The organism is Novosphingobium barchaimii LL02 (assembly GCF_001046635.1).
Classification (GTDB): domain Bacteria; phylum Pseudomonadota; class Alphaproteobacteria; order Sphingomonadales; family Sphingomonadaceae; genus Novosphingobium; species Novosphingobium barchaimii.
In genome coordinates, this window is the sequence record NZ_KQ130458.1 from 69,495 (window position 1) to 93,167 (window position 23,673).

24 protein-coding genes are annotated in these 23,673 nt (G+C 63.1%); 20 read left to right on the plus strand and 4 right to left on the minus strand.

Annotation, left to right across the window (positions count from 1 at the left end):
- Window positions 1-3 precede the first annotated feature (3 nt).
- The 18 genes from V474_RS20895 (at window position 4) to arsH (ending at window position 19,567) form a co-directional block, all read left to right on the plus strand.
- Entirely contained in the window at window positions 4-4,221 is a 4,218-nt protein-coding gene (locus V474_RS20895; RefSeq protein ID WP_021243470.1) for a strawberry notch-like NTP hydrolase domain-containing protein, read from the plus strand.
- 123 nt (window positions 4,222-4,344) lie between these two features.
- Window positions 4,345-6,408: a ParB/RepB/Spo0J family partition protein gene (locus V474_RS20900; RefSeq protein WP_021243471.1), complete on the plus strand. Its 2,064-nt coding sequence runs from the start codon at window positions 4,345-4,347 to the stop codon at window positions 6,406-6,408.
- 132 nt (window positions 6,409-6,540) lie between these two features.
- Window positions 6,541-7,470: an ArdC family protein gene (locus V474_RS20905; RefSeq protein WP_021243472.1), complete on the plus strand. Its 930-nt coding sequence runs from the start codon at window positions 6,541-6,543 to the stop codon at window positions 7,468-7,470.
- A gap of 132 nt (window positions 7,471-7,602) precedes the next feature.
- Complete coding sequence (locus tag V474_RS20910; protein WP_021243473.1) at window positions 7,603-8,238, plus strand: hypothetical protein; 636 nt, start codon at window positions 7,603-7,605, stop codon at window positions 8,236-8,238.
- A gap of 24 nt (window positions 8,239-8,262) precedes the next feature.
- Entirely contained in the window at window positions 8,263-8,529 is a 267-nt protein-coding gene (locus tag V474_RS20915; protein WP_021243474.1) for a hypothetical protein, read from the plus strand.
- 591 nt (window positions 8,530-9,120) lie between these two features.
- The gene (locus V474_RS20920) at window positions 9,121-11,034 is read left to right on the plus strand and encodes a reverse transcriptase domain-containing protein (RefSeq protein WP_021243475.1); all 1,914 of its coding nucleotides are present in this window, start codon (window positions 9,121-9,123) and stop codon (window positions 11,032-11,034) included.
- Window positions 11,035-11,038: 4 nt separating this feature from the next.
- A complete protein-coding gene (locus tag V474_RS20925; protein WP_021243476.1) occupies window positions 11,039-11,428 on the plus strand; it encodes a DUF6927 domain-containing protein in 390 nt (129 codons plus the stop codon).
- A complete protein-coding gene (locus V474_RS20930; RefSeq protein WP_021243477.1) occupies window positions 11,421-12,344 on the plus strand; it encodes a hypothetical protein in 924 nt (307 codons plus the stop codon). The genes V474_RS20925 and V474_RS20930 overlap by 8 nt, the downstream gene beginning before the upstream one ends.
- Window positions 12,345-12,370: 26 nt before the next feature.
- Window positions 12,371-12,817, plus strand: a complete 447-nt coding sequence (locus V474_RS20935) for a hypothetical protein (protein ID WP_021243478.1) — start codon at window positions 12,371-12,373, stop codon at window positions 12,815-12,817.
- A gap of 244 nt (window positions 12,818-13,061) precedes the next feature.
- Entirely contained in the window at window positions 13,062-14,009 is a 948-nt protein-coding gene (locus V474_RS20940) for a DUF2493 domain-containing protein (protein WP_031290476.1), read from the plus strand.
- 230 nt (window positions 14,010-14,239) lie between these two features.
- Window positions 14,240-14,869, plus strand: coding sequence for a hypothetical protein (locus V474_RS20945; protein WP_021243480.1), 630 nt, complete (start codon window positions 14,240-14,242; stop codon window positions 14,867-14,869).
- 505 nt (window positions 14,870-15,374) lie between these two features.
- Window positions 15,375-15,788: a single-stranded DNA-binding protein gene (locus V474_RS20950; RefSeq protein WP_021243481.1), complete on the plus strand. Its 414-nt coding sequence runs from the start codon at window positions 15,375-15,377 to the stop codon at window positions 15,786-15,788.
- Window positions 15,789-15,890: 102 nt separating this feature from the next.
- Window positions 15,891-16,223, plus strand: coding sequence for an ArsR/SmtB family transcription factor (locus V474_RS20955; RefSeq protein WP_021243482.1), 333 nt, complete (start codon window positions 15,891-15,893; stop codon window positions 16,221-16,223).
- Between the two features lie 11 nt (window positions 16,224-16,234).
- Window positions 16,235-16,756, plus strand: a complete 522-nt coding sequence (locus V474_RS20960; RefSeq protein ID WP_021243483.1) for an arsenate reductase ArsC — start codon at window positions 16,235-16,237, stop codon at window positions 16,754-16,756.
- A complete protein-coding gene (gene arsC / locus V474_RS20965) occupies window positions 16,753-17,187 on the plus strand; it encodes an arsenate reductase (glutaredoxin) (RefSeq protein ID WP_021243484.1) in 435 nt (144 codons plus the stop codon). The genes V474_RS20960 and arsC overlap by 4 nt, the downstream gene beginning before the upstream one ends.
- A 3-nt stretch (window positions 17,188-17,190) precedes the next feature.
- Entirely contained in the window at window positions 17,191-17,727 is a 537-nt protein-coding gene (locus V474_RS20970; RefSeq protein ID WP_021243485.1) for a GNAT family N-acetyltransferase, read from the plus strand.
- Window positions 17,724-18,791 (plus strand): ACR3 family arsenite efflux transporter, encoded by a 1,068-nt coding sequence (gene arsB, locus V474_RS20975; RefSeq protein WP_021243486.1) that lies wholly within the window; start codon window positions 17,724-17,726, stop codon window positions 18,789-18,791. The genes V474_RS20970 and arsB overlap by 4 nt, the downstream gene beginning before the upstream one ends.
- A complete protein-coding gene (arsH, locus tag V474_RS20980) occupies window positions 18,788-19,567 on the plus strand; it encodes an arsenical resistance protein ArsH (protein ID WP_021243487.1) in 780 nt (259 codons plus the stop codon). Before arsB ends, arsH begins: the two co-directional genes overlap by 4 nt.
- A gap of 302 nt (window positions 19,568-19,869) precedes the next feature.
- Here arsH and V474_RS20985 read toward each other — a convergent pair whose 3' ends face one another.
- The 4 genes from V474_RS20985 to V474_RS25775 form a co-directional block, all read right to left on the minus strand.
- Window positions 19,870-20,922, minus strand: coding sequence for a nucleotidyl transferase AbiEii/AbiGii toxin family protein (locus V474_RS20985; protein ID WP_231377889.1), 1,053 nt, complete (start codon window positions 20,920-20,922; stop codon window positions 19,870-19,872).
- Window positions 20,919-21,578, minus strand: a complete 660-nt coding sequence (locus V474_RS20990) for a DUF6088 family protein (protein WP_021243489.1) — start codon at window positions 21,576-21,578, stop codon at window positions 20,919-20,921. The genes V474_RS20985 and V474_RS20990 overlap by 4 nt, the downstream gene beginning before the upstream one ends.
- 105 nt (window positions 21,579-21,683) lie before the next feature.
- Window positions 21,684-22,112, minus strand: coding sequence for a thermonuclease family protein (locus tag V474_RS26690; protein WP_081659626.1), 429 nt, complete (start codon window positions 22,110-22,112; stop codon window positions 21,684-21,686).
- A gap of 28 nt (window positions 22,113-22,140) precedes the next feature.
- Window positions 22,141-22,494 (minus strand): hypothetical protein, encoded by a 354-nt coding sequence (locus V474_RS25775; RefSeq protein WP_021243490.1) that lies wholly within the window; start codon window positions 22,492-22,494, stop codon window positions 22,141-22,143.
- A 311-nt stretch (window positions 22,495-22,805) separates the two neighbouring features.
- On the opposite strand from V474_RS25775, the gene V474_RS26320 reads away from it, so the two are divergent.
- Both V474_RS26320 and V474_RS21000 read left to right on the plus strand, forming a co-directional pair.
- Entirely contained in the window at window positions 22,806-22,970 is a 165-nt protein-coding gene (locus V474_RS26320) for a hypothetical protein (protein ID WP_021243491.1), read from the plus strand.
- Window positions 22,971-23,019: 49 nt separating this feature from the next.
- Window positions 23,020-23,553 carry a hypothetical protein gene (locus V474_RS21000; protein ID WP_021243492.1) on the plus strand — a complete coding sequence of 178 codons (534 nt, stop codon included), beginning with the start codon at window positions 23,020-23,022 and terminating at the stop codon, window positions 23,551-23,553.
- Window positions 23,554-23,673: the final 120 nt, after the last annotated feature.

Genomic DNA, 23,673 nt, shown 5'->3' on the forward strand with positions numbered 1-23,673 from the left:
ACAATGCGCACTTCAGCCGCTGCTCTCGAACTCGATTTCACCGAACCATCCATTAACGCGGCGAAGGCGGTCCACGCCGTGTTGCGCAAGGGCAACGGCATCGACCGGCCTGGCCTGCTCCGGACGATGGAAACCGCCTATGGTTCAACCGCGGCCGATGGGCATTGGTCACTCCGCGACGCCTATGATGTGCTTGAGCTGGCCCAGGTTCTGCACCTCGCCACGCTCGACCTGTCGCAAGAGCCGGCCGAGTGCCTTGCGGCCCTGACCGCGCTCACCGCATCCCTGCCGACGCATAGTGTGCGCAGCGAAGAACAGATCGCGCTCCAGCAATTTTCGACACCGGCCGCGATTGGCTATCTTGCCGCGCTCGCCGCTCGCATCACCGCCGCGGATACCGTCCTCGAGCCCTCCGCCGGCACCGGGCTCCTCGCCGTATTCGCCGCCCGCGTTGGCGCCAAGCTTGTCCTCAACGAGATCGATCCCGCGCGTGCCGTTATGCTCGAGGCAGCATTTCCCACCGCACCGGTCAGTCGCCACGATGGCGAACTCATCCACGATCTGCTGCCGCTGTCGATCCGCCCGACCGCCGTGCTCATCAACCCGCCCTTTTCCCGCAGCATGGGCAGGCATGCCGACCCGCTTGCCGCGTTCCGTCATCTGCGCGCCGCTTTGAAGCGACTTGGTGCCGGGGGGCGCTGTACCGCGATCCTTCCCGATCGCGTGGACACATCAAGCCGCGCCTGGGCGAAGGCGACCGACGGTTTCGCGGTCACGCTCCACGTCGAGCTCCCCGCGAATGCCTATGCCAAACATGGCACCAGCCAGATCGTGAAACTGATCGTTCTGGAAAAGGGCTCCCAGGACGACGTCGCCCTCATCCGGTGCAGCTCGCTCGCCGAGGTGCTCGCGACGATCAGCACATCGGCCACCAGCCTTACGGCAACCCCGCGATGCTCGCCAGTGCGCCTTGCACCAACCCGTGCGCACGGATCCCTGCTCGGCGGTCTTTCGAGCAGGCCCCGGCTTTCGGCCCCGATCGCCAAGGCCGCCCCGTCTCTCGGCGCGCTTGATATCGGCTACGATGTCTTTGCCGAACCCGTACCGACCGGCGAGGCGGTCGGTGTCTATTTGCCGTACCGGCCGAGCCGCATCGCCATTCCCTGTGCATCCGCGCATCCGACCGCTCTGGTGGAATCGATCGCCATGGGCTCGATTACGGCACCGCGGCCCTCTTACATTCCCAAGCTGCCCACCCGCGTTGTCGCAGACCGGGTGCTGTCCGACGCTCAGCTCGAAACGCTGATCTATGCTGGTGACGCCTTCGAGCGAGACATTTCTGGCCTGTTCAAGGCGGCCGAGGAAGGATTGTCGCTCGCGCCCGACCAGGACGGCCGACCTTATCGGACCGGGTTTTTCCTTGGCGACGGCACGGGTGCCGGCAAGGGCCGTCAGGTTGCAGCCATCATCCTCGACCAGTGGCTGCGTGGGCGCCGCAAGCATATCTGGATATCCAAGACCGAGACGCTGCTTGAGGATGCACGTCGTGACTGGACCGCGGTCGGCGGTCTCGCGCTCGACATCCAGCATCTGAATCAGTGGAAGCTCGGCACGCCGATCGGCGCGGCCGAGGGCGTGCTATTCCTCACCTATGCGACGCTCCGCTCCAACCGCGGCGACAAGGGCACCCGTCTTCAGCAGATTCTCGACTGGGTCGGGGACGATTTCGACGGCATGATGGTGTTCGACGAGGCGCACGAAATGGCGGGTGTCGCCGGCGGCGAAGGCCGTTTCGGCACCAAGGACGGCTCGGATCAAGGCATCGCCGGCGTGCGCCTGCAAAACCTGCTGCCTCGCGCCCGCGTCCTCTACGTGTCCGCAACCGGCGCGTCGGACGTCAACAATCTCGCTTATGCCACCCGGCTTGGCCTGTGGGGTCCGACCACCGCCTTCGCCGATCGCCGTGCCTTCGTCGACAGTTTGCGTCGTGGCGGGATCGCGGCAATGGAATTGATCGCCCGCGACCTGAAGATGCAGGGCCTCTATGTTGCCAGGGCGCTCAGTTTCGCCGGTGTCGAATATGACATCCTCGAACATCGTCTTACGCCCGACCAGATCGAGGTCTATGATGCCTATGCCGATGCGTGGGCGATTATCCATGCCAATTTGCGCACAGCGCTCGATGCCACCCGGGTGACGGACAGCTTCTCCAACGACACCTACAACAGCGGCGCGAAGGCCGCTGCACTGTCGATCTTTGAATCCACCAAGCAGCGTTTCTTCGGCCAGATTCTCATCGGCATGAAGCTGCCGTCGCTGATCCCGGCGATCCGTGCCGATCTGGCCCGGGGCGAGAGCGTCGTGATCCAGCTCGTCTCGACGTCCGAGGCGATGCTCAACCGGGCACTTGCCGCGCTGAATGCCGAGGACCGGGCGAGTCTCGACATCGAGCTCTCACCCAAAGAGTTCGTCATGTCCTATCTCACGGCGGCCTTTCCCGTCCGACAGATGAAGACCTTCGTCGATGACACTGGCAAGACCCGCTCCGAGCCGATGTCCGACGAGGAAGGCCGTCCCATCTTCAGCCAGGAAGCGATCGAGATGCGCGACAATCTCGTCGAGCGGTTCTGCTCCCTGCCGATCGTGGGGTCCGCCCTTGATCATATCATCGGGCATTTCGGGAGCGATGCGGTCGCCGAGGTTACGGGACGCAGCCGGCGCATCGTCGTCGACGCGCATGGTCGCCAGCGTATCGAGAGCCGTTCGCCGCGAACAAACCTCGCCGAGACCGACGCCTTCATGCGGAACGAGAAGAAGATCCTGATCTTCTCCGATGCAGGCGGCACGGGGCGCAGCTATCACGCGAGCCTCACCGCCGAGAACCAGTCACGCCGCAACCATTATCTGCTCGAGCCCGGTTGGCGCGCTGACGCGGCCATCCAGGGTCTCGGCCGCACCCACCGCACTCATCAGGCCACCGCGCCTCTGTTCCGCCCGGTATCGACCGACTGCCGCGGCGAGCGGCGCTTCATCTCGACGATCGCCCGCCGCCTCGACAGCCTCGGCGCCCTGACGCGGGGCCAGCGCCAGACGGGTGGCCAGGGTCTGTTCGACCCGCGGGACAATCTTGAAAGCGATTATGCCAAGGAATCCCTCGAGACATGGTTCCGCCTTTTGGCCGACGGCAAGCTGCGCTCGACGACGCTCGATGAATTCCAGACCCTCACCGGACTTGAGCTGGAGGGCGAAGGCGGTGGGCTGAAGGAGGAGCTGCCGCCCATTCAGCGCTGGCTCAATCGTATTCTCGCACTGCGCATCGCGCTGCAGAATGCGATCTTCGATGAATATCTCGGTCTGATCGAGGCCCGGATCGAGGCGGCGCGCGAAGCGGGCACGCTCGATCTTGGTGTCGAGAGCATCAATGCCGAACGCATCACGATCCTTGATCGCACCGTGATCCGGCGCGATCAGACAAGCGGCGCAGAAACCGAGATCCTGCGCCTCGAAACGGAGGAGCGCTATAAGCCGCTCCCGCTCGATCGCGCGTTGCGGATCCTGGGCGATGACGCGCGCCCAATCGTCAATCGGAAGTCCGGCAGGGCCGCGATCCGGTGCAGCACCTATTCGCTCACCGACGACGATGGCGAGATCGTTCGCCGCTACGAGCTGGTTCGGCCGACCCGTTCCGAGCGGATGCGGCAAGACTTGCTGCTCGAAACGATGTGGGAAGAGACCAGCGAGGAGGAATTTTCGGCGCTGTGGCAGGCCGAGGTAGAGGAGATGCGGGACAAGACCCGCACCAGCACGCTCTATTTGGTCGCGGGCCTGCTCCTGCCGGTCTGGGATCGCTTGCCCGACGATCATGTTCAAGTCTGGCGGCTGAACACCGATGACGGCCAGTCCTTCCTCGGCCGGATTGTCCCTGCACCGCTGGTGTCGAAGCTCGCGGACGCCTTCGGGATCAATGCCGCCATCACCGTGTCAGGCGACGATACCGCAAAGCATGTGATGACGACCGGCGAGATATCGTCTGTCGGAGCCTATCGGCTCAAGCGCAGCCTGGTCGCGGGCCAGCAGCGCCTCGAACTGCTCGATTGGCCGCACACGCGGCTTGCTGAACTCAAGGCGGCCGGCTGTTTCACCGACATCATCCAGCACAGGACGCGGATGTTCGTTCCGGTCGCGCATGCCGCTGCCGTCATCGAGCGCATCACCGCCTGACCATCCAGGGCCTCTCTCCACGCTCAGTACAGGAGAGGGGAGGGGGCCTTCGGCTTTGTGGGCCTGATGAGCAGGCTCGCGTGACCGTCGAGGCGGTGCGCCAGTACCAGATGGAGACAACCGATGATCCAGTCCGTAAAGGTCAAGAACCTCTCGCTGTCGAAGGACAATGTCCGCAAATCCGGTCGTGAGGCCGGTATCGACGCTCTCGCCGCCAGCATCGCAACGCAAGGCTTGTTGCAGAACCTCATCGTTACCCCGCTCAAGAAGGCGGGCCATTTCACCGTCAAGGCGGGCGGGCGCCGGCTGCGCGCACTCCAGAGCCTGATCGAACAGGGCACGCTGCCCGCCGACCATGTCGTGCCGGTCCTCGTCCTTACCGACGATGACAACTCGGTCGAGGCGAGCCTCACCGAGAACTTCCAGCGCGTTCCGATGAACCCGGCGGATGAAAGCACCGCGTTCAACTTCCTCATCCAGAAGGGGATGACCGCCGAGGACGTTGCCAAGCGCCAGGGCGTTACCACCCGCTTCGTCGAGCAGCGGGTGCGGCTTGCCGAGCTCGCGCCGTGCGTGTTCCAGGCTCTCGCCGCCGGCGAAATCACGCTGGGTGTCGCCCAGGCCTATGCCGTGACGAGCGACATCGATCGTCAGGCGCGCGTCTTCGCGCAGATGAGCACCTCCTATTACGGCGATCAGCCCGACAACATCCGGCGCGCGATCCTCAACGGCACGATCAAGGCGAACGATGCCAAGGCGCGGTTCATCGGTCGCGATGCCTATGTCGCGGCAGGCGGCCGCATCGAGGGGGATCTCTTTGCAGCCGAGGGGGACGAGAACTGGATCGACGTCGATCTTCTCGAAGATCTTGCCGGCAAAAAGCTGGAGGCGGCCGCTGCCGAACTCGCACAGGCCGAGGGCCTCGCGTTCGTGACGCCGATCGCGGCCACGCACGTACCCTATGATCTCGAGCGTCAACTTCATGAGTTTCACGCACCCGCGCGGCCGCTCAGCGAGGAGGAGCGCGCGCGTGTCGAAGCGCTCTCGGCCGAAAATGACCAACTCGTCGAGCAGCTTGAGCGTGAACTGACCGACGGGACGCCGGAAGCCGAGGTCGCGAACGATCGCCTCGACGAGATCGAACGGGAGCTTGAGAGCATCGAGGATTCCCGTCGCGAGATCGATCCGGCGGTCCGGGCGCAGATCGGGACGTTCGTCTATATCGGTGGCGATGGCGAAGCCCGCGTTCACACCCGCATGTTCAGTGAGAAGCCCGTTGTCGATCCGAATGCTCCGCCCAAGGCGACGGGCGGTGCCAATGGTGAAGACGGCGCCGGCGACATCGATCATGGACCCAAGCTCAGCGCTACGCTGATCGACGAGCTGGCGACCCAGCGCCGGCAGATCCTCGTCGCCCATATCGCCAGCGATCCGGCGATGGCGCTGGACCTCACCATCTTCCTGATGGCGCAGAATGTCGTCTTCGAGCAGAATTACGTCCGCAATCACTCGACGCTCAAGTCCGGCGGCGCGCAATTCCCGATCTTCGGCTTCCGCGACGAAGGGTCGATGGCGTCGCAGACCATCGAGGATCAGCGCCAGCGTCTCGATACGAGTTGGGCCGGTTACAAGACCATGACCGAGCGTTTCGAAGCCTTTCGTGCGCTCGACGACGAGGCCCGCGGCAGTTGGGTGGCCTTCTCGATCGCACGCACGCTGGAACCGAGCCTGAACATCGCCGAGGGCGGACGGTCCAACGGGTTCCATGACCATCTTGGTCGCGCGCTCGACATTCAGGTCGAGCATTGGTGGCGCCCCACGGCCGAGAACTTCTTCGGCCGCGTCAAAAAGGAGGTCATGCTCGCCGCGCTCGAGGACATTGGCGGGCCGATCCTGCGCGGGCGCTACAAGGACGCCAAGAAGGGCGACCTTGCCGCAACCTGCGCTTCGCTCTGCAACGGGCAGGGGATCGTCGAGGCCGAAATCCGTGAAAAGGCGACGGCCTGGCTGCCTGATGCGATGCGCTTCGACGCCGTCGAGCAGCCCGAGACCATCGCGCTGCGCTCGACGTTCATCGACGAGGCCGATGATGTCGATCCCGGCGATGATGGTGATGATGTCGATGATGAGTCGGATCTGGAGGACGCGCCGCACGACGATCAGGAGGATTTGAGCGAGGCGGCCTGACGCCCGTTTGCACGGTTCGAGGCGACTGGGGGCGGCACTCTTCGCGGAGTGTCGCCCCTCCTTTTGTGCCCCGGCGGCAGGCTCTCTGAGGGGAGGGTGCTGGTCCGGGATCGCCTCTACGAGATCAGGAGAATGACCGTGGTAAAGACCACCGATAAACCGTCGCCTGCCGACACTATCACCAACGCGATCATCAACAAACTCGAAGCGGGCGTACGCCCTTGGGTGAAACCATGGCGGCCGGGCCTTGGCGGCCGTCCTCTTCGCGCGACCGGCGACCCGTATAAGGGCATCAATTGCTTCTGGCTGTGGCTCTGCGCCGAAGGCGCCGGCTACCATTCTCGCACCTGGATGACCTATAAGCAGGCGCAGGCGCTGGGCGGCCAGGTCCGCGAAGGCGAGCGGTCGCAAATCGCCATTTTCTACAAATCCTACAGCAAGACGGTGGAGTCGCCCGTCACCGGCGACCCCACGGACGAAATGCGACGCGTGCTGCGATCCTACGCCGTCTTCAATGCCGATCAGATCGAAGGGCTGCCGGAGAAATTTTATCCAAGCCCCCTCAGCGTGGTCGCCCCCGACGACGAACTGCCGGATCGCGCAGAGCGCTTCCTCGATGCCCTTCCGGCGAGGGTTTTCCAGTGCGGCGATCGGGCCTTCTATGACCGTGTTGCCGACAGCATCACGATGCCGCCCGTCGCGTTGTTTTCCACCCGTGCCTATTTCGCGTCGACGTTAGCGCATGAGGCAGGGCATTGGACCGGTCATCCTGACCGGCTCAACCGAGAGTTCGGCAGGAAATTCGGCGACAACGCTTATGCTTTCGAAGAGCTTTGCGCCGAGATGACATCCGCCCTGCTCGGCGCGGATCTTGGCCTCCCGACCGCCCATATCGACGATCATGCAGCGTATATCGGCTCGTGGCTCGCGGTGCTGCGCAAGGATTCCCGCGCCATCATGACGGCTGCAGCAAAAGCCGAAGCGGCCGCCGCTTTCCTGCTCCGCGCAACGGGCCTCGCCACATCGGACGACGCCCAGGATCCGATCCGTGAAGCAGCATGATCGCGGCGATCGGCCGCCCAGACCCCGGCGGCTACCGCCGGTTCGCCGTACCGTTCAGCCGCGGCAAGGACAGGGGAGGGGAGGACGCCTTCGGCCTTTTGAGCGCGCCAGAGCGCTCAGAAGGAGGCTCCCATGCTCTACGATACGCTCTACCGCCACAATCAGGCCCTTTCCCTCGCCGGTCTGGACCATCTGCCGGCGGCGCTCCACGCCCTCAACGCCGCCGTCGACGATTGTCAGCGTGCCGGCAAGCCTGTCGCCGGCGACGCGGCAATCCTTCTTCTCATCCGCCATCTGGCGGACATTGCCGAACGCGACACGCCCAGCGTCAACGCCCTTCGCCTCCGTTGCGAAGCGGATCGCCTGGCGGTTGCCGCCGCGCCGGCGCTGCTCGACATCGCCGGGAAGAGCGTCGGCGGAAACTACCACGCCAAACGTACCTTCCACTATCAGGCGCGCCGCGCGCTTGCACGTCTCGCGACGGCGATCGGTCTCGATGCGGACGACGTCCGTATCAACACCGTCATGGGTGCCGATCACGAAGACGGCACGACGGAGCTGCGCCACGCGGATCTCGCCGTTCGCGTGGTTCCACGGGGCTTCCTCCCCGACAGCGAAGTGTCGATCAGCCGCTGTCGCGATGGGCAGGCGGTTGGCAGGCCTTACTGCGCGCCGATTGCCGAGTTGCTCGACGTGGCCGCGTTCCGCCGCCGGCTTGCCGGCACGCCCGACGAGATCGGCGCTGTGTGCCTCGCCGCTGCGGCCTGAACCCCGTAATGCAGGAGACCTTTCATGGGTTGGCTCTTCATGCGCGATAAGGATGGCTACGCCACGCCGCGCTCCTATCTCGACAACCAGTTCACCTATGCGCACGCGGATCATCGTCTCACGGTTCTCGCGTCTTCGATGGTCGGTTCGACCTATTATGCCGCGTGCGAACGGATCGAGGCGTCCGGCGCTCGGGCCGTCTTCGCCGTCGTGTGCCTGACCAGGCAAAGCACCGGCGCGCGCGATGGCTGCACGTTCGGCTACAAAGATAGTGCGCCGTTGCGGCGCTGAAATGGAGTATCAGTGATGATGAGGTAAGTTGAGAATGCCTCTGCTCGCCGGACTAACCTCGGACCTCACAAGGTCTGAAATCCCGAAAGGGACGGGGAACAATAGCATGTTCGGAAAAGGCCGGATGCGTCTCAGTCGCAAATCGAGACGATGACGGTCAGGGCAAGGTGCGTATGGTGAAGGCTATACTGCTTAAATCCCAGTCTGCAGCAATCTATATAGCGATACTGGCGAAAGCGACTGTCACGCCAGGTCCGGATGTTGACAGCGGTCTCATGTCTTGGCCGCCTGTTTCTCAGCCCATCCGGTGCGCCTCTCGTCGAGGGGTTTAGTGGACGAACGGGACACCTAACCGCGCCGCATCTCCATTCAGCGTAACTACGGGATGCCCTAAACAGGCGGCTTCTGCCGGCCTGCATGGGTACGGAGCCGCCATATTACTCAAACGCCCGGGGTAATGCCCGGGACATCGACCTCTTCGGAGGCGGCGGTGCAACCGTATAAGGTCTTGAGCGATCAGGCCGAAAGCGGGGAAGACCGGGGGAAGGGCGGCAGCTGTGATTCTTCAACCACCGATCATGGGGTGTGCTGATGCTGCCAGAAACTGTGAAAGGCCGGTTGGAGGCCATTCCGACGCTCGTTGCGTCGGGCAAACGGGTGAATGGGCTCTATCGTCTGATGGGGTCTCGCCTCCTTTGGGAGGACGGCCTCCAAAAGATCGCATCCAACAAGGGTGCGATGACGCCGGGTATCGACGGCGAGACTTTCGTGGACTTTGGACCGGAAGACCTCGACCCGATTATCGCCAGCGTGATGGCAGGGACCTACGATCCCAAACCAGTGCGTCGGGTGTTTATCCCGAAAGGCAAGGGCAAACGGCGTCCGCTGGGGATTCCCACGCGTGATGACCGCCTCGTTCAGGAAGTGGCGCGGCAACTGCTCGAACGGATCTATGAGCCGGTGTTCTCGAACGCCTCCCATGGATTCCGGCCGGGCCGGTCGTGTCATACGGCGCTTGAACATGTCAAAGCCGTATGGACGGGGGTGAAATGGCTCGTAGATGTGGATGTCGCAGGGTTCTTCGAGAACATCGACCATGACATTCTCCTGCGGCTGCTGCGGAAACGGATCGATGACGAGAAATTCATCGGCCTGATCGGCAGCATGCTTAAGGCGGGCGTTATGGAAGACCGGGTTCACACCCGGACCTACAGCGGCACTCCGCAGGGCGGTATCGTCTCTCCAATCCTGGCCAACATCTATCTCCATGAACTCGATATGTTCATGGCGGAACGGATGGCGGCTTTCGAGAGGGGGAAGGTCCGTGCCACGAACCCGGAATATGGGCGACTGGCTGGGCGCATCCAGAAACAACGGAAGCGCGTCACTATGCTGCGGGCTAAAGAGAACGTCGACGAGGTGAAGGTTGCGGCCGCCTTGGCCAAAATCCAAACCTTACTGCCGCAAAAGCGGTCCATCCCGTCGGGAGATGCGATGGACCCCGGTTATCGCCGACTTCGTTACTGTCGCTACGCGGACGACTTCATGATTGGGGTTATCGGTAGCAAGGAGGATGCACGAAGCGTGTTCGCCGAAGTCAGGGCATTCCTGACAGAAGCATTGGCGCTAACGGTGTCCGAGGAGAAAAGCGGTATCCGCAAGGCGAGCGATGGGGCCGCCTTCCTTGGATATGAAGTCCGCACATATACGACACGTCAGCGGGTGGTTCGGAGCCGAAAGGGCTCCGTCAGCTTCCTCCGCAGGCCGCCGTCGGAAGTGATGCAGCTGCATGTCCCTTGGGAGAAGGTCCACGCGTTTGCCTCGGCGAAGGGCTATGGTGATCTGTCGGTCTTGAAGCCGCGTCATCGTAGCCTGCTGCTCAGCTGCAGCGACGTTGAGATTGTCCTTGCTTACAACGCCGAATTGCGGGGTTTTGCGAACTATTACGCTCTCGCCAAGGATGTGAGCTTCAAGCTGAACAGGCTTGAGTTCCTCCAGCGGTGGAGCTTGTTCAAGACCTTGGCCAGCAAGCACAAGACCAATGTGCGAGCGGTCGTGGCCCGCATGAGGACGGGGCAGGAATTTACCATCGGCTACGACGTCGATGGCCAGCCCCGATCGGTCAAAGTCTGGAAACTGGCTCATCTGAAACGTGATCCGGCCACCTCGTCCAGGATTGATATCCAGCCTTGGACGCAGGTGTTCACACACTCACGTACGGACTGGGTTGAACGTCAAAATGCCAAGCAATGCGAGGCTTGCGGTCGATCCGATATTCCGTGTCAGGTGCACCATATCCGGGGGATGGCCGATGTTTCGCACCGCGGCTTTGTCGTGAGAATGAAGGCGGCCCGCGCGCGCAGGACGGTAGTCCTGTGCGAGCAGTGCCACCGGGACACTCATGCTGGCCGATTGCCCGATCAGCGCGAAGGAATGGTAGGTCACAGTGGAGAGCCGCATGCAGTGAAAGCTGCACGTGCGGTTCGGCGGGGGGATCAGGGCTGACTCCATGAGCAGCACCAATCCTACCCGACTGACGGAAGCGATGGGACCGTGCGAAAGCGACTGCCCCGCTGCAATTCTCGATGAATTGACCGAAACCGACAGCACCTACGCCTCCGAATGGCGCGCACGCTGTCGTGCCAACCTGGTTCGCCGCAAGCTCGAACGCGCGAAGCCGGCCCCGAAGCCGGGACAGACCATCGTCTTCGACGAGCCCATTCGTTTCAATGACGGCGAAGATCGCGACCGCTTCACGGTCATTGCCAATCCGAAGGGCAAGGCACCGCTCTTTCGCGATCCCACAACCGGCACTGTGTGCCGGATCACAAAGCTCAAGACGCGCGCATACCGGCTTATCAACCCGACCATCGTCCCGAAGGACGCGACCGATGGTTGAGCGCGCGCCAGTGATCGCGGCCTGGGGCGCGGGCGTCGATTCCACCGCCATGATCATCGAGCTCGTCGAACGAGGCGAGCCGATCGATATGGTGTTGTTCGCCGATACCGGATCCGAGAAGACCGATACCTATGCGTTCATTCCGGTCTTTCGTCATTGGATGGACCGTCACGATGTTGCGTCCGAGATAGTCCGCTACGAACCGCGAAACTTCAAGCATTGGCCGCCCTATGATAGCTTGGGCACCAACATGCTGACCAACGCCACCCTGCCGTCCAAGGCATTTGGGCGGGGGTCGTGCTCGCTCAAATGGAAGGTGGCGCCGCAGGACAAATGGACGGCCCAATGGGCGCCCGCGATACGGTGCTGGGGAGAAGGCGGACGTGTCGTCAAACTGATCGGCTATGACTGTTCCGGTGCCGATCAGCGACGCTACGCGCATGCCGAGGGATATGCTGACCCTCGCTATGACTATCGGTATCCCCTTCGCGAACTGGGCTGGACCCGGGCGGATTGCGTTGCACGTATTGAGCGTGCGGGCCTCCCTGTACCGCCTAAATCCTCATGTTTTTTCTGTCCCGCCATGCGGCCACACGAGGTGGATGCGCTCTCCAAGGATGAACTTCGCACCATCGTTCTGATGGAGGCCCGCGCAAAACCGCGCTTGCGCACGATCGAGGGCCTCTGGCGCAAGCCCGTTGTCGGGCGCGGCGGGGCGATACCGAGACCGGGCAATATCACCGCCTATGTCCGTGCGCTCGGCCTTCTGCCACCGAGCGAGGTTGATCGGATCGTTGCGGATGCACCGCTCGCGCTGGTCGCTTTCCAGGCGGCGCAAGCGCGCAAACCCGTCGAGCAGCGCATGTCGATGGCGCGTTGGCTCGACGCATTCCACCGGGGTCAGTCCGCAGGCTGACCCCCTCCCTAGCTATGGAGACTCTCATGGCCGATCGCGCTTCTGTCGCGATCCGCATCGGCGGATCGCTGTCCCCTGACCTCCTTCCCGGCTTCTGCGCTGCCGTCGCGAGCGACGGCGCCTATACGGACTGGGAGGGCACCGCGTTCGATCCGGACGCTCTCGATACGAGCGTTCCCCTGTACCTGGCCGACCATGAGGTTGCCTGGGGCCGGTTCGAGGCGATCGAGACTTTCTGTGTCGATCATGCCCTTGTCTTCGCGCGCTGGGCTGGCGGCGCTCCTGGGGCGTTTGGCCCGGAGCGGGTGGTCTTTGACGGCATGACCGTTCGCAGTTTCAGCGCGTCGGACGATGACCAGATCCTGATCTCGGCGGAAACGGTGCGCGGTCTCGGCAGCTTCGCGGCGGTGCTGTCGCATCTCGCAGCGGCGGAATTGGAGATACCCCCATTCCGGATCGACGGCAGGGTCTGAGGGCAAAGCGAAACCGGTCTGTGTCGACACCTTCCCCGCCAGAGGATGCCGCATATGGGCGCCCGCGAGGCGCTGGCAACCCGCGAACGGCGGGCCGAGTTGCCGTGTGCCACGGCTGCCCGCACCACCCCTTGTTCGCGAGTTCCCCTCGGCTGTGCCTCGGTGCCAGCCCCTCTTTTGCGAGCGCCCGGAGGATGCGCATCCGGCGGAGAGGCCGCCGGCACAGACAGAAAGGCTCGCTATCATGTCCACATCGCTTGCAGCCGCACTCGCGGCACTGGAGCTAGGGCACCTCGAACCCCGCGCTGAAGACCTGAGTGGCATGGCGCCGCCACCAACCGAGGCGCTGGAGCAGACCGCCACCGCAATCTGGAGCGATCTCTTCACGACGATGGGAAACACCGCGCTGGAGCGCGACATCGAAGACCTGGGCTGGGGCCTGGTGAACCTCTTCCACCGCGCCGCCGCCAAGAAACACGGACTGGTCGATCGATTGACCGACGACATCCGCCTTCTCCTCGCCGAACAGGACGGCTCCGAAATCAGCACGGCCAATCTGGAGGAGAAGATCGATCTTGCCAAGAAGGTCGAGGAATCCGCTGGTGCCTTCGAGATCATGCGCGATGTCGCCGCCGCGCACTATATCCGCGAGACCGGGAGATCGTGGGTGCCATCGTCCGGCAACCGCATTTCGCTCGGCGTCACCGCCGGGATCGTCGATGGCCATGCCTTCCTGCGAGCGCGCCGCGAGCGGGCTCTGAACGCAAACACCGCGCAGGGTACGCCCGTTGTGTTCGCCGGTGGCCGCCTCACCTTCGCCAACGACGAAGATATGAAGACGTTCGCCGATAATCTGCTGGCCACCCTCAACAAGGTTCGCGCCCATGTCGGCGACATGTATCTCGTACACGGCGGCGATATGAAGGGTATCGAGCGGCTTGCAGCGTCTTGGGCCGAGCAGAATGGCATCCAGCAGGTGCGGTTCGGTCTCGATCGCAAACTCGGAGACCGCGCCGGCTTCCGTCGCAACGAGCAGATGCTCTCGCTCAAGCCGCGGTTCGTTATCGCCTTCCAGGGCAACGGCGTGACGGAGCGGCTTGTCATCGAAGCCAAGGCTCGGGGACTCCGTGTCGTTGATCGTCGCGGCCCGTTGGGAAGCCCTCCTTCCGCTGCCCGTCGCGCTGCGGGCTGAAGCCGCGGGCCGCCGGTTTTCCGGCGGCCCCCTTTTCGCTGCGCTTAACGTCCTCCCCTGGAAATTCCCGCAGGCGAGAGGAGGGGAGGGCGCCGAGGCCCTTTTTGGTGTCGCTGAATAGCACTGGAACCCGTCGGCCGTGTTGGCGGCCGGGACGCGGCTCAGAGTCCACCAGCCATCCGCGTTGCCGACGCTGCACCGACGGTCGCTTTACCACGAACTAGAGAGAGATGATGATGCGCGATTTGCATGATGAGGAACTGCGCGCTCTGCTAGCCTTCCGGCAGCGTCACGGGCGCTGCTGGAAGGCCGCGCTGCTGCTACGCTGGTCGGCCGGCACCGACACCGATGAACCGGGTTCGGCGTATCTGCGCCATTTGCGCAATATTGCCGGGCCGCGCTGGTTGATCGGGCTATCGGCCTCCATGCTCGATGACGCTGCGCGGCGTTTTGCCGGGACCGTCGATCTAGCGCTTGTCGGCATTTTCATGGAGAATGCTGTGGGATTTGCGCGCGGTGCGGCGGGTGGGGTGGAGATCGCGCCCGCGAGTGCCGCACATTCGCTGGCGATCGCGATCGAACTCGGCCTCAAAGCCTTTTTGATGAAGGCCGGCTATGCCGACGACTGGAACCGCGTCCATATTCGGCATGACCTCGAAAAGGCCCTGGCGCTTGCGATGGAGGCGGGCCTGTCCGGCCTGCCTCCGGAATTGCCGGAACTTGCCGCGATCCTTTCGCCGGCCTATCGCCGCCACCAGATCGACGCCTTGTTCCGGGCTGGAGCGTCACCCTTCGATGTGGCCGACGTCTCTCACTGCATCGACCGTCTCCTTGCCGTGATCAGGGCGCAGATCGTGTGACGGCGCACCACCGCATCATCCTTTGCCGCATCATCCTTTGCGCGGTTCGAAAAGGCGCTAGCCATCCCATGAAGCCGGGGATGGGCGGGCCTGCGGCGTACCGTGCGTCAGACGGCCATTATGTCTGTTGCCATGAGAGTTGCCGTCGTTTCGCTGCGGACGACCGTCTTAGGTGCGAAAAAGCGCTGACGACCGGTTGTGGGGTCTCTGCCTGGCGGGGACATGCCGCGGCGATAGGGGAAGGTTTCTGCATCGGTTCCTGGGTTCATAGAACCAAAGCCACCATCTCTTCTTTTTGACCTGATCCCTAAGTCGGTCGTTCGGTCCTTCCAACCCGCTCCCCTTCGGGCCGAGTTGCCGTGTGCCACGGCTGCCCGCACCACCCCTTGTGTCGGGGTTTCCCTGCGCGGCTGACGCGCTTCGGTGGAAGCACCGCCCATGCCCGCCTTTTTCGGGGGTCAGTCGAAGGGACGGTCCCTTCGGCACCCAAAAAAGGAACCTCGACATGCAAAACCTCGTCATCCTCGCCGGCAATGTCGGCGCCACGCCGGAAGCCCGCACCACCCAGGGCGGCACCAAGATCACCCACTTCAGCCTCGCGACCTCGCGGCCCAAGCGCGACAGCAACGGCAAGATCGTCAAGGACGACAATGGCCGGCGGATCGAAGATACCGAATGGCACCGGATCACCTGCTTCAACGGCGTCGGCAAGACGGTCGAACAATATGTCGACAAGGGGATGAAGGTGATGGTGCGCGGTCGCATCCACTACACCCGCTGGACCGACAACGAGAATATCGAGCGGTATGGCGTCGAGATCATCGCCGACGAGGTGACCTTCCTCACCCGCGCCAAGTCCGCCAGTGGCGACCAGGGCGGCAATGACAGCTCGGTCGATGACGACGAAATTCCGTTCTGAAACCCGCGAAGGCCCGGTGGCCACAACCACCGGGCCTTTTGCTGTGTCGGCATTCCTCTGCTTGGGCTTGTCAGAAATCCATATATCCAATATTATCGATATATGGACAATGATTCTGCTATCAGCGCGCTGGCGGCGCTTGCCCAAGGCACTCGCCTTGATGCGTTTCGCTTGCTGGTGCGTCATGAGCCCGATGGCCTGGCCGCGGGCGAAGTCGCCCGCCAGCTCAATATCCCCCAGAATACGATGTCATCGCATCTGGCCGGGCTTGCGCGTGCGGGCCTGATCCGTGCCGAGCGCCACAGTCGCCAGATCATCTACCGCGCCGACCTCGATCAGCTCAAGGCGCTGACCCTGTTCCTGGTCAAGGATTGCTGCGGGGGCAGGGCGGAACTGTGCGAGCCGCTGATCGCCGAGCTTGTTCCCTGCTGCTGACGGAGCCCTGTATGCCCGACCGTATTTATAATGTCCTGTTCCTGTGTACCGGGAACTCGGCGCGTTCCATCCTTGGCGAAGCGGTCATGAACAAGCTCGGCGAGGGGCGTTTCAGAGCCTATAGCGCCGGGAGCCAGCCAAAAGGGCAGGTCCACCCAATGGCATTGTCGGTGCTTCAGGGGCTCGGCTTCGATACCACCGATATGCGGTCCAAGAGCTGGGATGAGTTTGCCGGTGCCGGTGCGCCGCAGTTCGATTTCATCTTCACGGTCTGCGACAATGCAGCCGGTGAGACCTGTCCAGTGTGGATCGGCCATCCCATGACAGCGCATTGGGGCATTGAAGACCCTGCTGCGATCGAGGGCGAGGGGCAACGCGAGGCCTTCCTGCAGGCGCTGCGCTATTTGCAGAATCGCATTGCGCTGTTTCTGGCGCTCCCGATCTCGAGCCTCGATGACATGGCGATGCGGCGCAAGCTCAAGGACATCGGACAGAGCGAAGGCGCCAGCGCCAAGGCGGAGGCGGGTGAATGACCGTGGATATCATCATCTACCACAATCCCGAATGCGGGACGTCGCGCAATGCGCTCGCGATGATCCGCAATGCCGGGATCGAACCACATGTGATCGAATATCTGAAGACGCCGCCTTCCCGCAGTCAGCTGGAAAGCCTGATCGCACGCGCCGGGATCGGCGCGCGCGCCTTGTTGCGCGAGAAGGGCACGCCATTTGCGGACCTCGGCCTGGGCGATGAAGGTCTTTCCGACACGGCGCTGATCGACGCAATGATGGCCCATCCCATCCTCATCAACCGTCCGCTCGTGGTCTCGCCGCTCGGCGTCAAGCTGTGCCGCCCTTCCGAAGCGGTGCTGGACCTCATTCCCGCGGCCCAACGCGGTGCCTTCGCCAAGGAAGACGGCGAGCAGGTCGTCGACGCTGCCGGCAACCGCGTCACGGCAGGCTGAACGATGGCAGCGGTTACGGTCCGGCCGGCGGTCCTCGCCGACGCGCCGGCGATCGCCGCCATCTACGCCCATCATGTCCGGGAGGGCACCGCCAGCTTCGATACCAGCCCGCGCTCGGTGATGGAGACCGAAGCCAAGATTGGCGCATGCTTGGCGAAAGGCTGGCCGTTTCTCGCCGCCCAGCAGGGCGGCGATGTTGTCGGCTATGCCTATGCCACGCAGTTTCGCGATCGGCCTGCCTATGCGTCGAGCTGCGAGAACTCGATTTATGTCGATCCCGGGCATCAGCGCCGAGGTGTCGGAAAGGCGCTGCTTGCTGCTCTGCTGGCACAGACCGAGGCGGCAGGATTTCGCCAGATGATTGCCGTCATCGGTGGGGGTGAAGCGGCATCCGTCGCCCTCCATGCCAAGCTCGGCTTCGAACATGCCGGCACGATGCGCTCGGTGGGACGCAAGTTCGGACGCTGGCTCGACACCGTCTATATGCAGATCGCGCTGGGTGTCGGTGACGCCGCCCCACCGCTCAAGGAACCGCAATGACCCAGACCCGTCGACCACGGCTATCCTTTCTCGATCGCTATCTCACCTTGTGGATTTTTCTGGCGATGGCCTTGGGCGTAGGCCTTGGCACGCGCATCGAGGGGCTGCCCGCCGCGATCAACGGCCTGTCCTGGGGCACCACGAATATACCGATCGCGATCGGCCTCATCCTGATGATGTATCCACCGCTGGCTAAGGTTCGTTACGAGGAGCTGCCGCGCGTTTTCGAGGACAAGCGGGTGCTGGCGATATCGCTTGTCCAGAACTGGATCATCGGCCCGGTGCTGATGTTCGTTCTGGCCGTCATCTTCCTGCGCGCCGAGCCAGCCTATATGACGGGTCTCATCTTGATCGGGCTGGCCCGATGCATCGCGATGGTCATCGTCTGGAACCAGCTTGCCAAGGGCGACAATCAATATGTCGCGGCGCTGGTGGCGTTCAATTCGATCTTCCAGATCCTGTTCTTCAGCCTCTATGCCTGGTTCTTCCTCGCCTTCCTGCCGCCCTTGTTCGGGCTGGAGGGCAGCGTCATCAACGTCAGCTTCTGGATCATCGCGCAAGCGGTGGCGGTCTACCTCGGTATTCCCTTCCTTGCGGGATATCTGACCCGCAAGGGTCTCGTCGCGGCCAAGGGGCGCGACTGGTACGAGAGCGTATTCCTCCCGAAGATCGGTCCGGTTACGCTCATCGCCCTGCTGTTCACGATCGTTGCCATGTTCAGCCTGAAGGGCAGCGAGATCGTTACGCTGCCCGGTGATGCTGTCCGCATCGCCATCCCGCTGACGATCTATTTCGTCGTCCAGTTTTCGATCAGCTTCTTCATGGGCAAGCTCATCGCCAGCGACTATCCGCGCACGACGGCTGTGGCCTTCACGGCTGCGGGCAATAATTTCGAACTGGCCATTGCCGTCGCGATCGCCGCTTTCGGGCTGGCGTCCCCGGTCGCTTTCGCAGCCGTCATCGGCCCACTGGTGGAGGTGCCAGTGCTGATCCTGCTGGTGAATGTCGCCTTCTGGTTCGGTCGCCGCTGGTTTCCCGATACCGTGCCCGAGCAAGGCCGATGAGCGAGGACATCATGGCCTTTGAGCGCCTGCGCCAGCTATCCGAGCCGGATTATCTGCCGGCTCTGAAGATGGCCTTTGCCCGCCGGAGGCCCGCGCTTGGTCTCGGCCCGAACGATCCGCCGCCACGCATTCTTCTCCTCTATGGCAGCTTGCGGAAGCGATCCTACTCTCGGCTTGTGGTGGAGGAATCTGCGCGGCTTCTCCAGTTTTTCGGATGTGAAACGCGGATATTCGATCCTTCTGATCTGCCGCTTCCCGACCAGGTCGAAGGGGACGACCACCCGGCCGTTGCCGAACTACGGGCGCATTCCTTGTGGTCGGAAGGGCAGATCTGGTGCAGCCCGGAACGGCACGGGCAGATCACCGGTATCATGAAGGCCCAGATCGACCATCTGCCTCTGGCGTATAAGGGCATGCGCCCGACGCAGGGGCGGACCCTGGCTGTGATGCAGGTCAGCGCGGGTTCGCAATCCTTCAACAGCGTCAACACACTGCGCATCCTTGGCCGGTGGATGAGGATGTTCACGATCCCCAACCAGTCGAGCGTGGCTAAGGCGTTCGCCGAATTTGACGATGACGGCCGCATGAAGCCGTCGAGCTATTATGATCGCATCGTCGATGTGGTCGAGGAGCTTGTACGCTTTACCGTCCTGCTGCGGCCGCATGCCGATCAACTCGTCGATCGCTATTCCGAACGGAGCGAAGCGGGCATTCCTGTAGACCCATCGAACGATCTCTCGTCGATCGCAATCGCGCCCCAAACCGTACGGGGATGAGCCGTTGGCATGCGGCAGACCTTCAGCCCCTGTCCTACGACTGGTCAGCCAAGTGCTTTTGGGCATCATCGGCATTCTATTTGTGGGAATGGGGGCGGTCCTATTGCTGTGGGCCACACCTGGCAGTGCTTTTCTGACTGGGGCCGATCTCGCTGCACGGCTTGTCGCCGCTGCAGCGATTGTGGGCGGCACTTTCTTTGGCTTCTGCGCTCATATCGAAGCTGTCTATTGGCGTGCGGCGCTGATCACGGGCGTTGGCCTGGTCATAGCTGTCGGCGGCTTGGCGCTCGTATGGAATTCGGTCAGGATGCCGATGCGTTCAGGGCGTTCTGCAGCGCAGCAATGCTTTCGACAACATCGTCGAATGCGGGCGCCGCGCCGAAGATCATGCCCGTCATCGCGCGATAGTCACCGCGCAAATCATCGACCATGTCGCCCTCGGGGCACAGCGCGAAACTTCCTGGCACGGCAGTCGCGAGGTCGAAGGCGGGCCGGTTGAAGAACAGCCTGGCATGCGCCACGCAATCGCGTCCAAGCGCCGGATCAGCCAGCGCGCGTTTGCCCGCATCGGATTGCAGCAGCTCATGGAGGTCATAATAATGGCGCGACACACGCTGCCCGTTGCCGCGCAGGACGCCGCGGATCTCGAACCAGCGCCGCAGGCCGTGGAGGATGACCACCTTGTCCCAGAAGGTCCGCTCCGCATCGACGATCGTGATATTGGTGATGGCAAGATCGATCCCCGGCACGTCGCTTTCGAGATAGGGCCGGACCGTATGTACTGCGTGGGGGTCGAGCGCAGACTTCGCGCCGGACTCGATCTTCACGGCCTTGCCGACGTAGGCGTCGACAGGCGTGACCGAGGGATAGCGTAGATAGAGCGCCTGCGCATCCTCGGGGTCCGGTTCGACGCGCCATTGCTCGGCGGCTATGCCCAGGCGGTCTGCGGCTTCGCCAACGAGCGTGGCGAGCTGGTCGTGCAGCGGTCCCTGGATATGCGCCTCGGAGGCCTCGCGGATCGCGTCGAGCGCGGCTTGCCGCTTCTTTCCGCTCATCGCCTCCAGTTCGGTGATCGAGGCGGTCTGCCCCAGATCGTCGCGAAAGACGGTGACGTCGATATCCTCGGAGAAGCGCCGGATGAGCCCGAAGCCCTTCGACAGCGAGGTGCCACCCTTGAACAGCAGGCGGGGACCATGCGGCAATCCGTTGAACAGGGCGTCGAGCGTCCAGCAAACCCAGAAATCCTTTTCGACATTCTGGGGCGTGGTGCCGATGCGCTGCGCGGTCGTCGTGAACAGGCCGAGACGGGTGTCGTCGTCAGCGCTGATGATGCGGTCATAGTCAGGGTTCATCATGCGGCCGACGCCCGACTGGCCAGCATCGGCTTCAAATATGCCTGCATCCATGCCGGCAGTGTCGACAGGCCATCGGCCAGATCGTCGCGCACGGATTTGCTCTGTCGGGCGTCATGCAGCAGCGCCATGATCCGTCGGTGGACCGTGGCATCGTCTTGTGGGTCGCTTCCCATCGTATCGCGCAGCCAGTGAAGGGCCTGGACGATCCGCATCGCGGGCCGCCCCGCCCAGAAGAGCTTGCTGGCGGCGGTCAGGCGGAAGCTGATCGTGAGATGGCCGAGATGGATCGTCTTCAGCCGCGCATCGGTATGGACGACGATCCTGGCCGGGACCGCGTTGGTGAGGCCCAGATCATTGGCGGCGGTCATGCCGTCGACCAGCACCCGGATCTGATCGCGTCGGGCGATCGCGTCGATGACCTCGCGGGGATCTGGTGGGCTACTTTGCTGGGTCAGGCTATTGCGCCCGGGCTTGTCGTAAAGGCCGCGGTCGATACGGCGGAGCATGTCAGCGGCGACCAGGCGTTGGAGCGTCTTGTCGACGGCATCGCGGCTGCCAAGGTCGAGAAAGTCCCCCGGCGTCCACACCGCTTTGGGTGCACGCGCGTCGATCCGCTGAAGAATGGCGGCTTTGAGGTCGGGAGTATCATCGGCCATGTCCGAAATCCCTATACAAATTTCGGACAAATGTAAATTAGACCTGTCCGAAGCTTGTAGACAGATTTCGGACAGCTTTATTCCGCTATCGCCCTCCGCGTCCGCTCAGCGGCAATGGCCCGCCGCATAGCGTCGCCACCGCAGCACCGTGCCAGTCGCGATCATGGCGCAACTCAGGTCGCCGATCCCCGGCGCAGAGCACCAGGCACCGGTGCGATCTCCTTTCGCGTTGCCGGTTGACCGACATTGGAGCCTAGGGCCGGCGACAAGGATATGGCCGGTGCCGGTTCTGCCTTTGGCGCCGCCAAGCAATCGGACCAGCGCGTCCCGCGCGGCGACGCCGCTGGCGCGCGGGCAGGGTTGACCGCGTCGGCAGGAGCCGCCGATCTCGCGTGCCGCTATTCCGCCAAGTCGAATCCGTGGTCCCTCCCGGCACCACACCGGTCCATCGCCGTCCCACACCCTGGTGGGCGTACAGATGAAAGTCTGCCCGGCGGGTACGGTCGCGACAGCGAGAAGCAGGGCCGTGAGCATCAGCGATGGGATCGGGACGGGGCGTTCGTCATGCGTCGGGGAACAGCGGCAATGTACCCGTCCTTGCGGCGGGCTCGTCGGCGAGAATATCATAGCAGCGCAAACGCACTGCCAGATGCCGGGCAAGCTGCGCCACCGCACGCCGCCGTACGGCTGCGTCACCGCAGCGAATATCCGTTACCAGTGCCGGTTCGGCGGTTGCGAGCGACACCTCAAGATGGAGGGTCAGGCTATCTTCATCGACTCGGAGCATAAGCGAAGCATAGAACAAAAAAAGAACAAACAGCAAGAGGTCGCCCTCTATCCCGGCCTGCGGATCATCTTCAAGCGCCTGTAGCCATGTCCGGGCCGACGAAGGCGCCTGCGGGTTCGCGCTGCTCAACAAACCCTATTTGATGGATGAACTCTCCAGCATCCTGCGCAAGACCGCGCGATCTGCGCAAGGGCCGACCTTGGAGACATACTAGAAGGGTCGGCGCGAAGCCCAAATCCTGGCGTCAGGCGGGTCCACCCCGCTCTTTGAGGCGCAATCCTTGGTCCGGCCGGCAGCCTCATGCGATCAACCCGTAAAGGGTCCGGTCGCTTGCGCTACGGCTTTTTGGCCTGCGGCAAAAAGTGATCGCGGCCACCGGCCGAACACATCGGGCGCCAGTCGAGCGGGGATGAACCCGCCGGCTTGCAAGGAGCCTCGATATGTTCACCGACATCAAGATCGCCCGCCTCCACGCGCTCGGCCTCTCCAGAACCCTCATGATCGCAACCATGGTTATCGGCATCGGCACGCAGTTCGCGGTCATCACCGCCGATGAGTTCGATGGCGACGTCGCGGTCATCAATGAATATGATCCGTTCAGTTGAAACCTTCAGGCGGGGGCATTCGCCCCCGCCGTTATTGTGCGAGCGCTGATTGGACGATCTTACCGAGGAAGCGAGCCCGCATTTCATCCACTCGACCCTGCGTGAGCGCATCGTGGAGCATGTCTTTGTCGGGGACGCGCTGCGCTGCCTGTGGCAACGGGGCGTGACCGATGTCGAGGTGCTGCGCTCCGAATTCGACGCGGGTGGCTATGATCTGGTCATGGCCCGCGGCCGCGTGACCCGCCATATCCAGTTCAAGACCAAAATCGTCGGCGGCAAGACCGATGAGGTCAAGATCAGCCTCAAGCTGATGGAGAAGCCGAGCGGGTGCGTCATCTGGATCGTGGTGACGCCAGACCTCTTTTTCGACCATTATCTGTGGTTCGGCGCGGGGCCAGGCGAGCCTTTGCCGGACATCACTTCGTTTGCCGTCGCCAAACATAGCAAGGGGACTGCGGACGGCCAGAAGAATGCGCGGCCGAACCATCGCAAGGTCCGGATAACCAGATTCGAGAAGGTCGCCAGTTTGGACGAGATATTGCTTCGCTTGTTCGGTGATCTGGGTGATGCAAAGGGGGCTTGAGCGGGGAGGGCGGCTCCGGCTGCGCCGGACCGGGCTCTAGGCGAAACGCCCCGAGCCCCGTGCCGGGTCTCGGTAGGGTAGACGCGAGACGCCTCTTTCGAGGACGCCCCAGCGCCTCCC

Bases quoted from the DNA above. Each gene is read 5' to 3' on its own strand.
- V474_RS20945 (WP_021243480.1), top strand. From the start codon at position 14,240: ATGATGATGCGCGATTTGCATGATGAGGAACTGCGCGCTCTGCTAGCC.
- V474_RS20985 (WP_231377889.1), bottom strand. From the start codon at position 20,922: ATGATGAACCCTGACTATGACCGCATCATCAGCGCTGACGACGACACC.
- arsH (WP_021243487.1), top strand. From the start codon at position 18,788: ATGAGCGAGGACATCATGGCCTTTGAGCGCCTGCGCCAGCTATCCGAG.
- V474_RS20960 (WP_021243483.1), top strand. From the start codon at position 16,235: ATGCCCGACCGTATTTATAATGTCCTGTTCCTGTGTACCGGGAACTCG.
- V474_RS20900 (WP_021243471.1), top strand. From the start codon at position 4,345: ATGATCCAGTCCGTAAAGGTCAAGAACCTCTCGCTGTCGAAGGACAAT.
- V474_RS20895 (WP_021243470.1), top strand. From the start codon at position 4: ATGCGCACTTCAGCCGCTGCTCTCGAACTCGATTTCACCGAACCATCC.
- V474_RS20970 (WP_021243485.1), top strand. From the start codon at position 17,191: ATGGCAGCGGTTACGGTCCGGCCGGCGGTCCTCGCCGACGCGCCGGCG.
- V474_RS26320 (WP_021243491.1), top strand. From the start codon at position 22,806: ATGTTCACCGACATCAAGATCGCCCGCCTCCACGCGCTCGGCCTCTCC.
- V474_RS20905 (WP_021243472.1), top strand. From the start codon at position 6,541: ATGACCGTGGTAAAGACCACCGATAAACCGTCGCCTGCCGACACTATC.
- V474_RS20935 (WP_021243478.1), top strand. From the start codon at position 12,371: ATGGCCGATCGCGCTTCTGTCGCGATCCGCATCGGCGGATCGCTGTCC.
- V474_RS20940 (WP_031290476.1), top strand. From the start codon at position 13,062: ATGTCCACATCGCTTGCAGCCGCACTCGCGGCACTGGAGCTAGGGCAC.
- V474_RS20925 (WP_021243476.1), top strand. From the start codon at position 11,039: ATGAGCAGCACCAATCCTACCCGACTGACGGAAGCGATGGGACCGTGC.
- V474_RS20920 (WP_021243475.1), top strand. From the start codon at position 9,121: ATGCTGCCAGAAACTGTGAAAGGCCGGTTGGAGGCCATTCCGACGCTC.
- arsC (WP_021243484.1), top strand. From the start codon at position 16,753: ATGACCGTGGATATCATCATCTACCACAATCCCGAATGCGGGACGTCG.
- V474_RS20915 (WP_021243474.1), top strand. From the start codon at position 8,263: ATGGGTTGGCTCTTCATGCGCGATAAGGATGGCTACGCCACGCCGCGC.
- V474_RS20955 (WP_021243482.1), top strand. From the start codon at position 15,891: ATGGACAATGATTCTGCTATCAGCGCGCTGGCGGCGCTTGCCCAAGGC.
- V474_RS20930 (WP_021243477.1), top strand. From the start codon at position 11,421: ATGGTTGAGCGCGCGCCAGTGATCGCGGCCTGGGGCGCGGGCGTCGAT.
- V474_RS20910 (WP_021243473.1), top strand. From the start codon at position 7,603: ATGCTCTACGATACGCTCTACCGCCACAATCAGGCCCTTTCCCTCGCC.
- arsB (WP_021243486.1), top strand. From the start codon at position 17,724: ATGACCCAGACCCGTCGACCACGGCTATCCTTTCTCGATCGCTATCTC.
- V474_RS20990 (WP_021243489.1), bottom strand. From the start codon at position 21,578: ATGGCCGATGATACTCCCGACCTCAAAGCCGCCATTCTTCAGCGGATC.
- V474_RS26690 (WP_081659626.1), bottom strand. From the start codon at position 22,112: ATGCTCACGGCCCTGCTTCTCGCTGTCGCGACCGTACCCGCCGGGCAG.
- V474_RS20950 (WP_021243481.1), top strand. From the start codon at position 15,375: ATGCAAAACCTCGTCATCCTCGCCGGCAATGTCGGCGCCACGCCGGAA.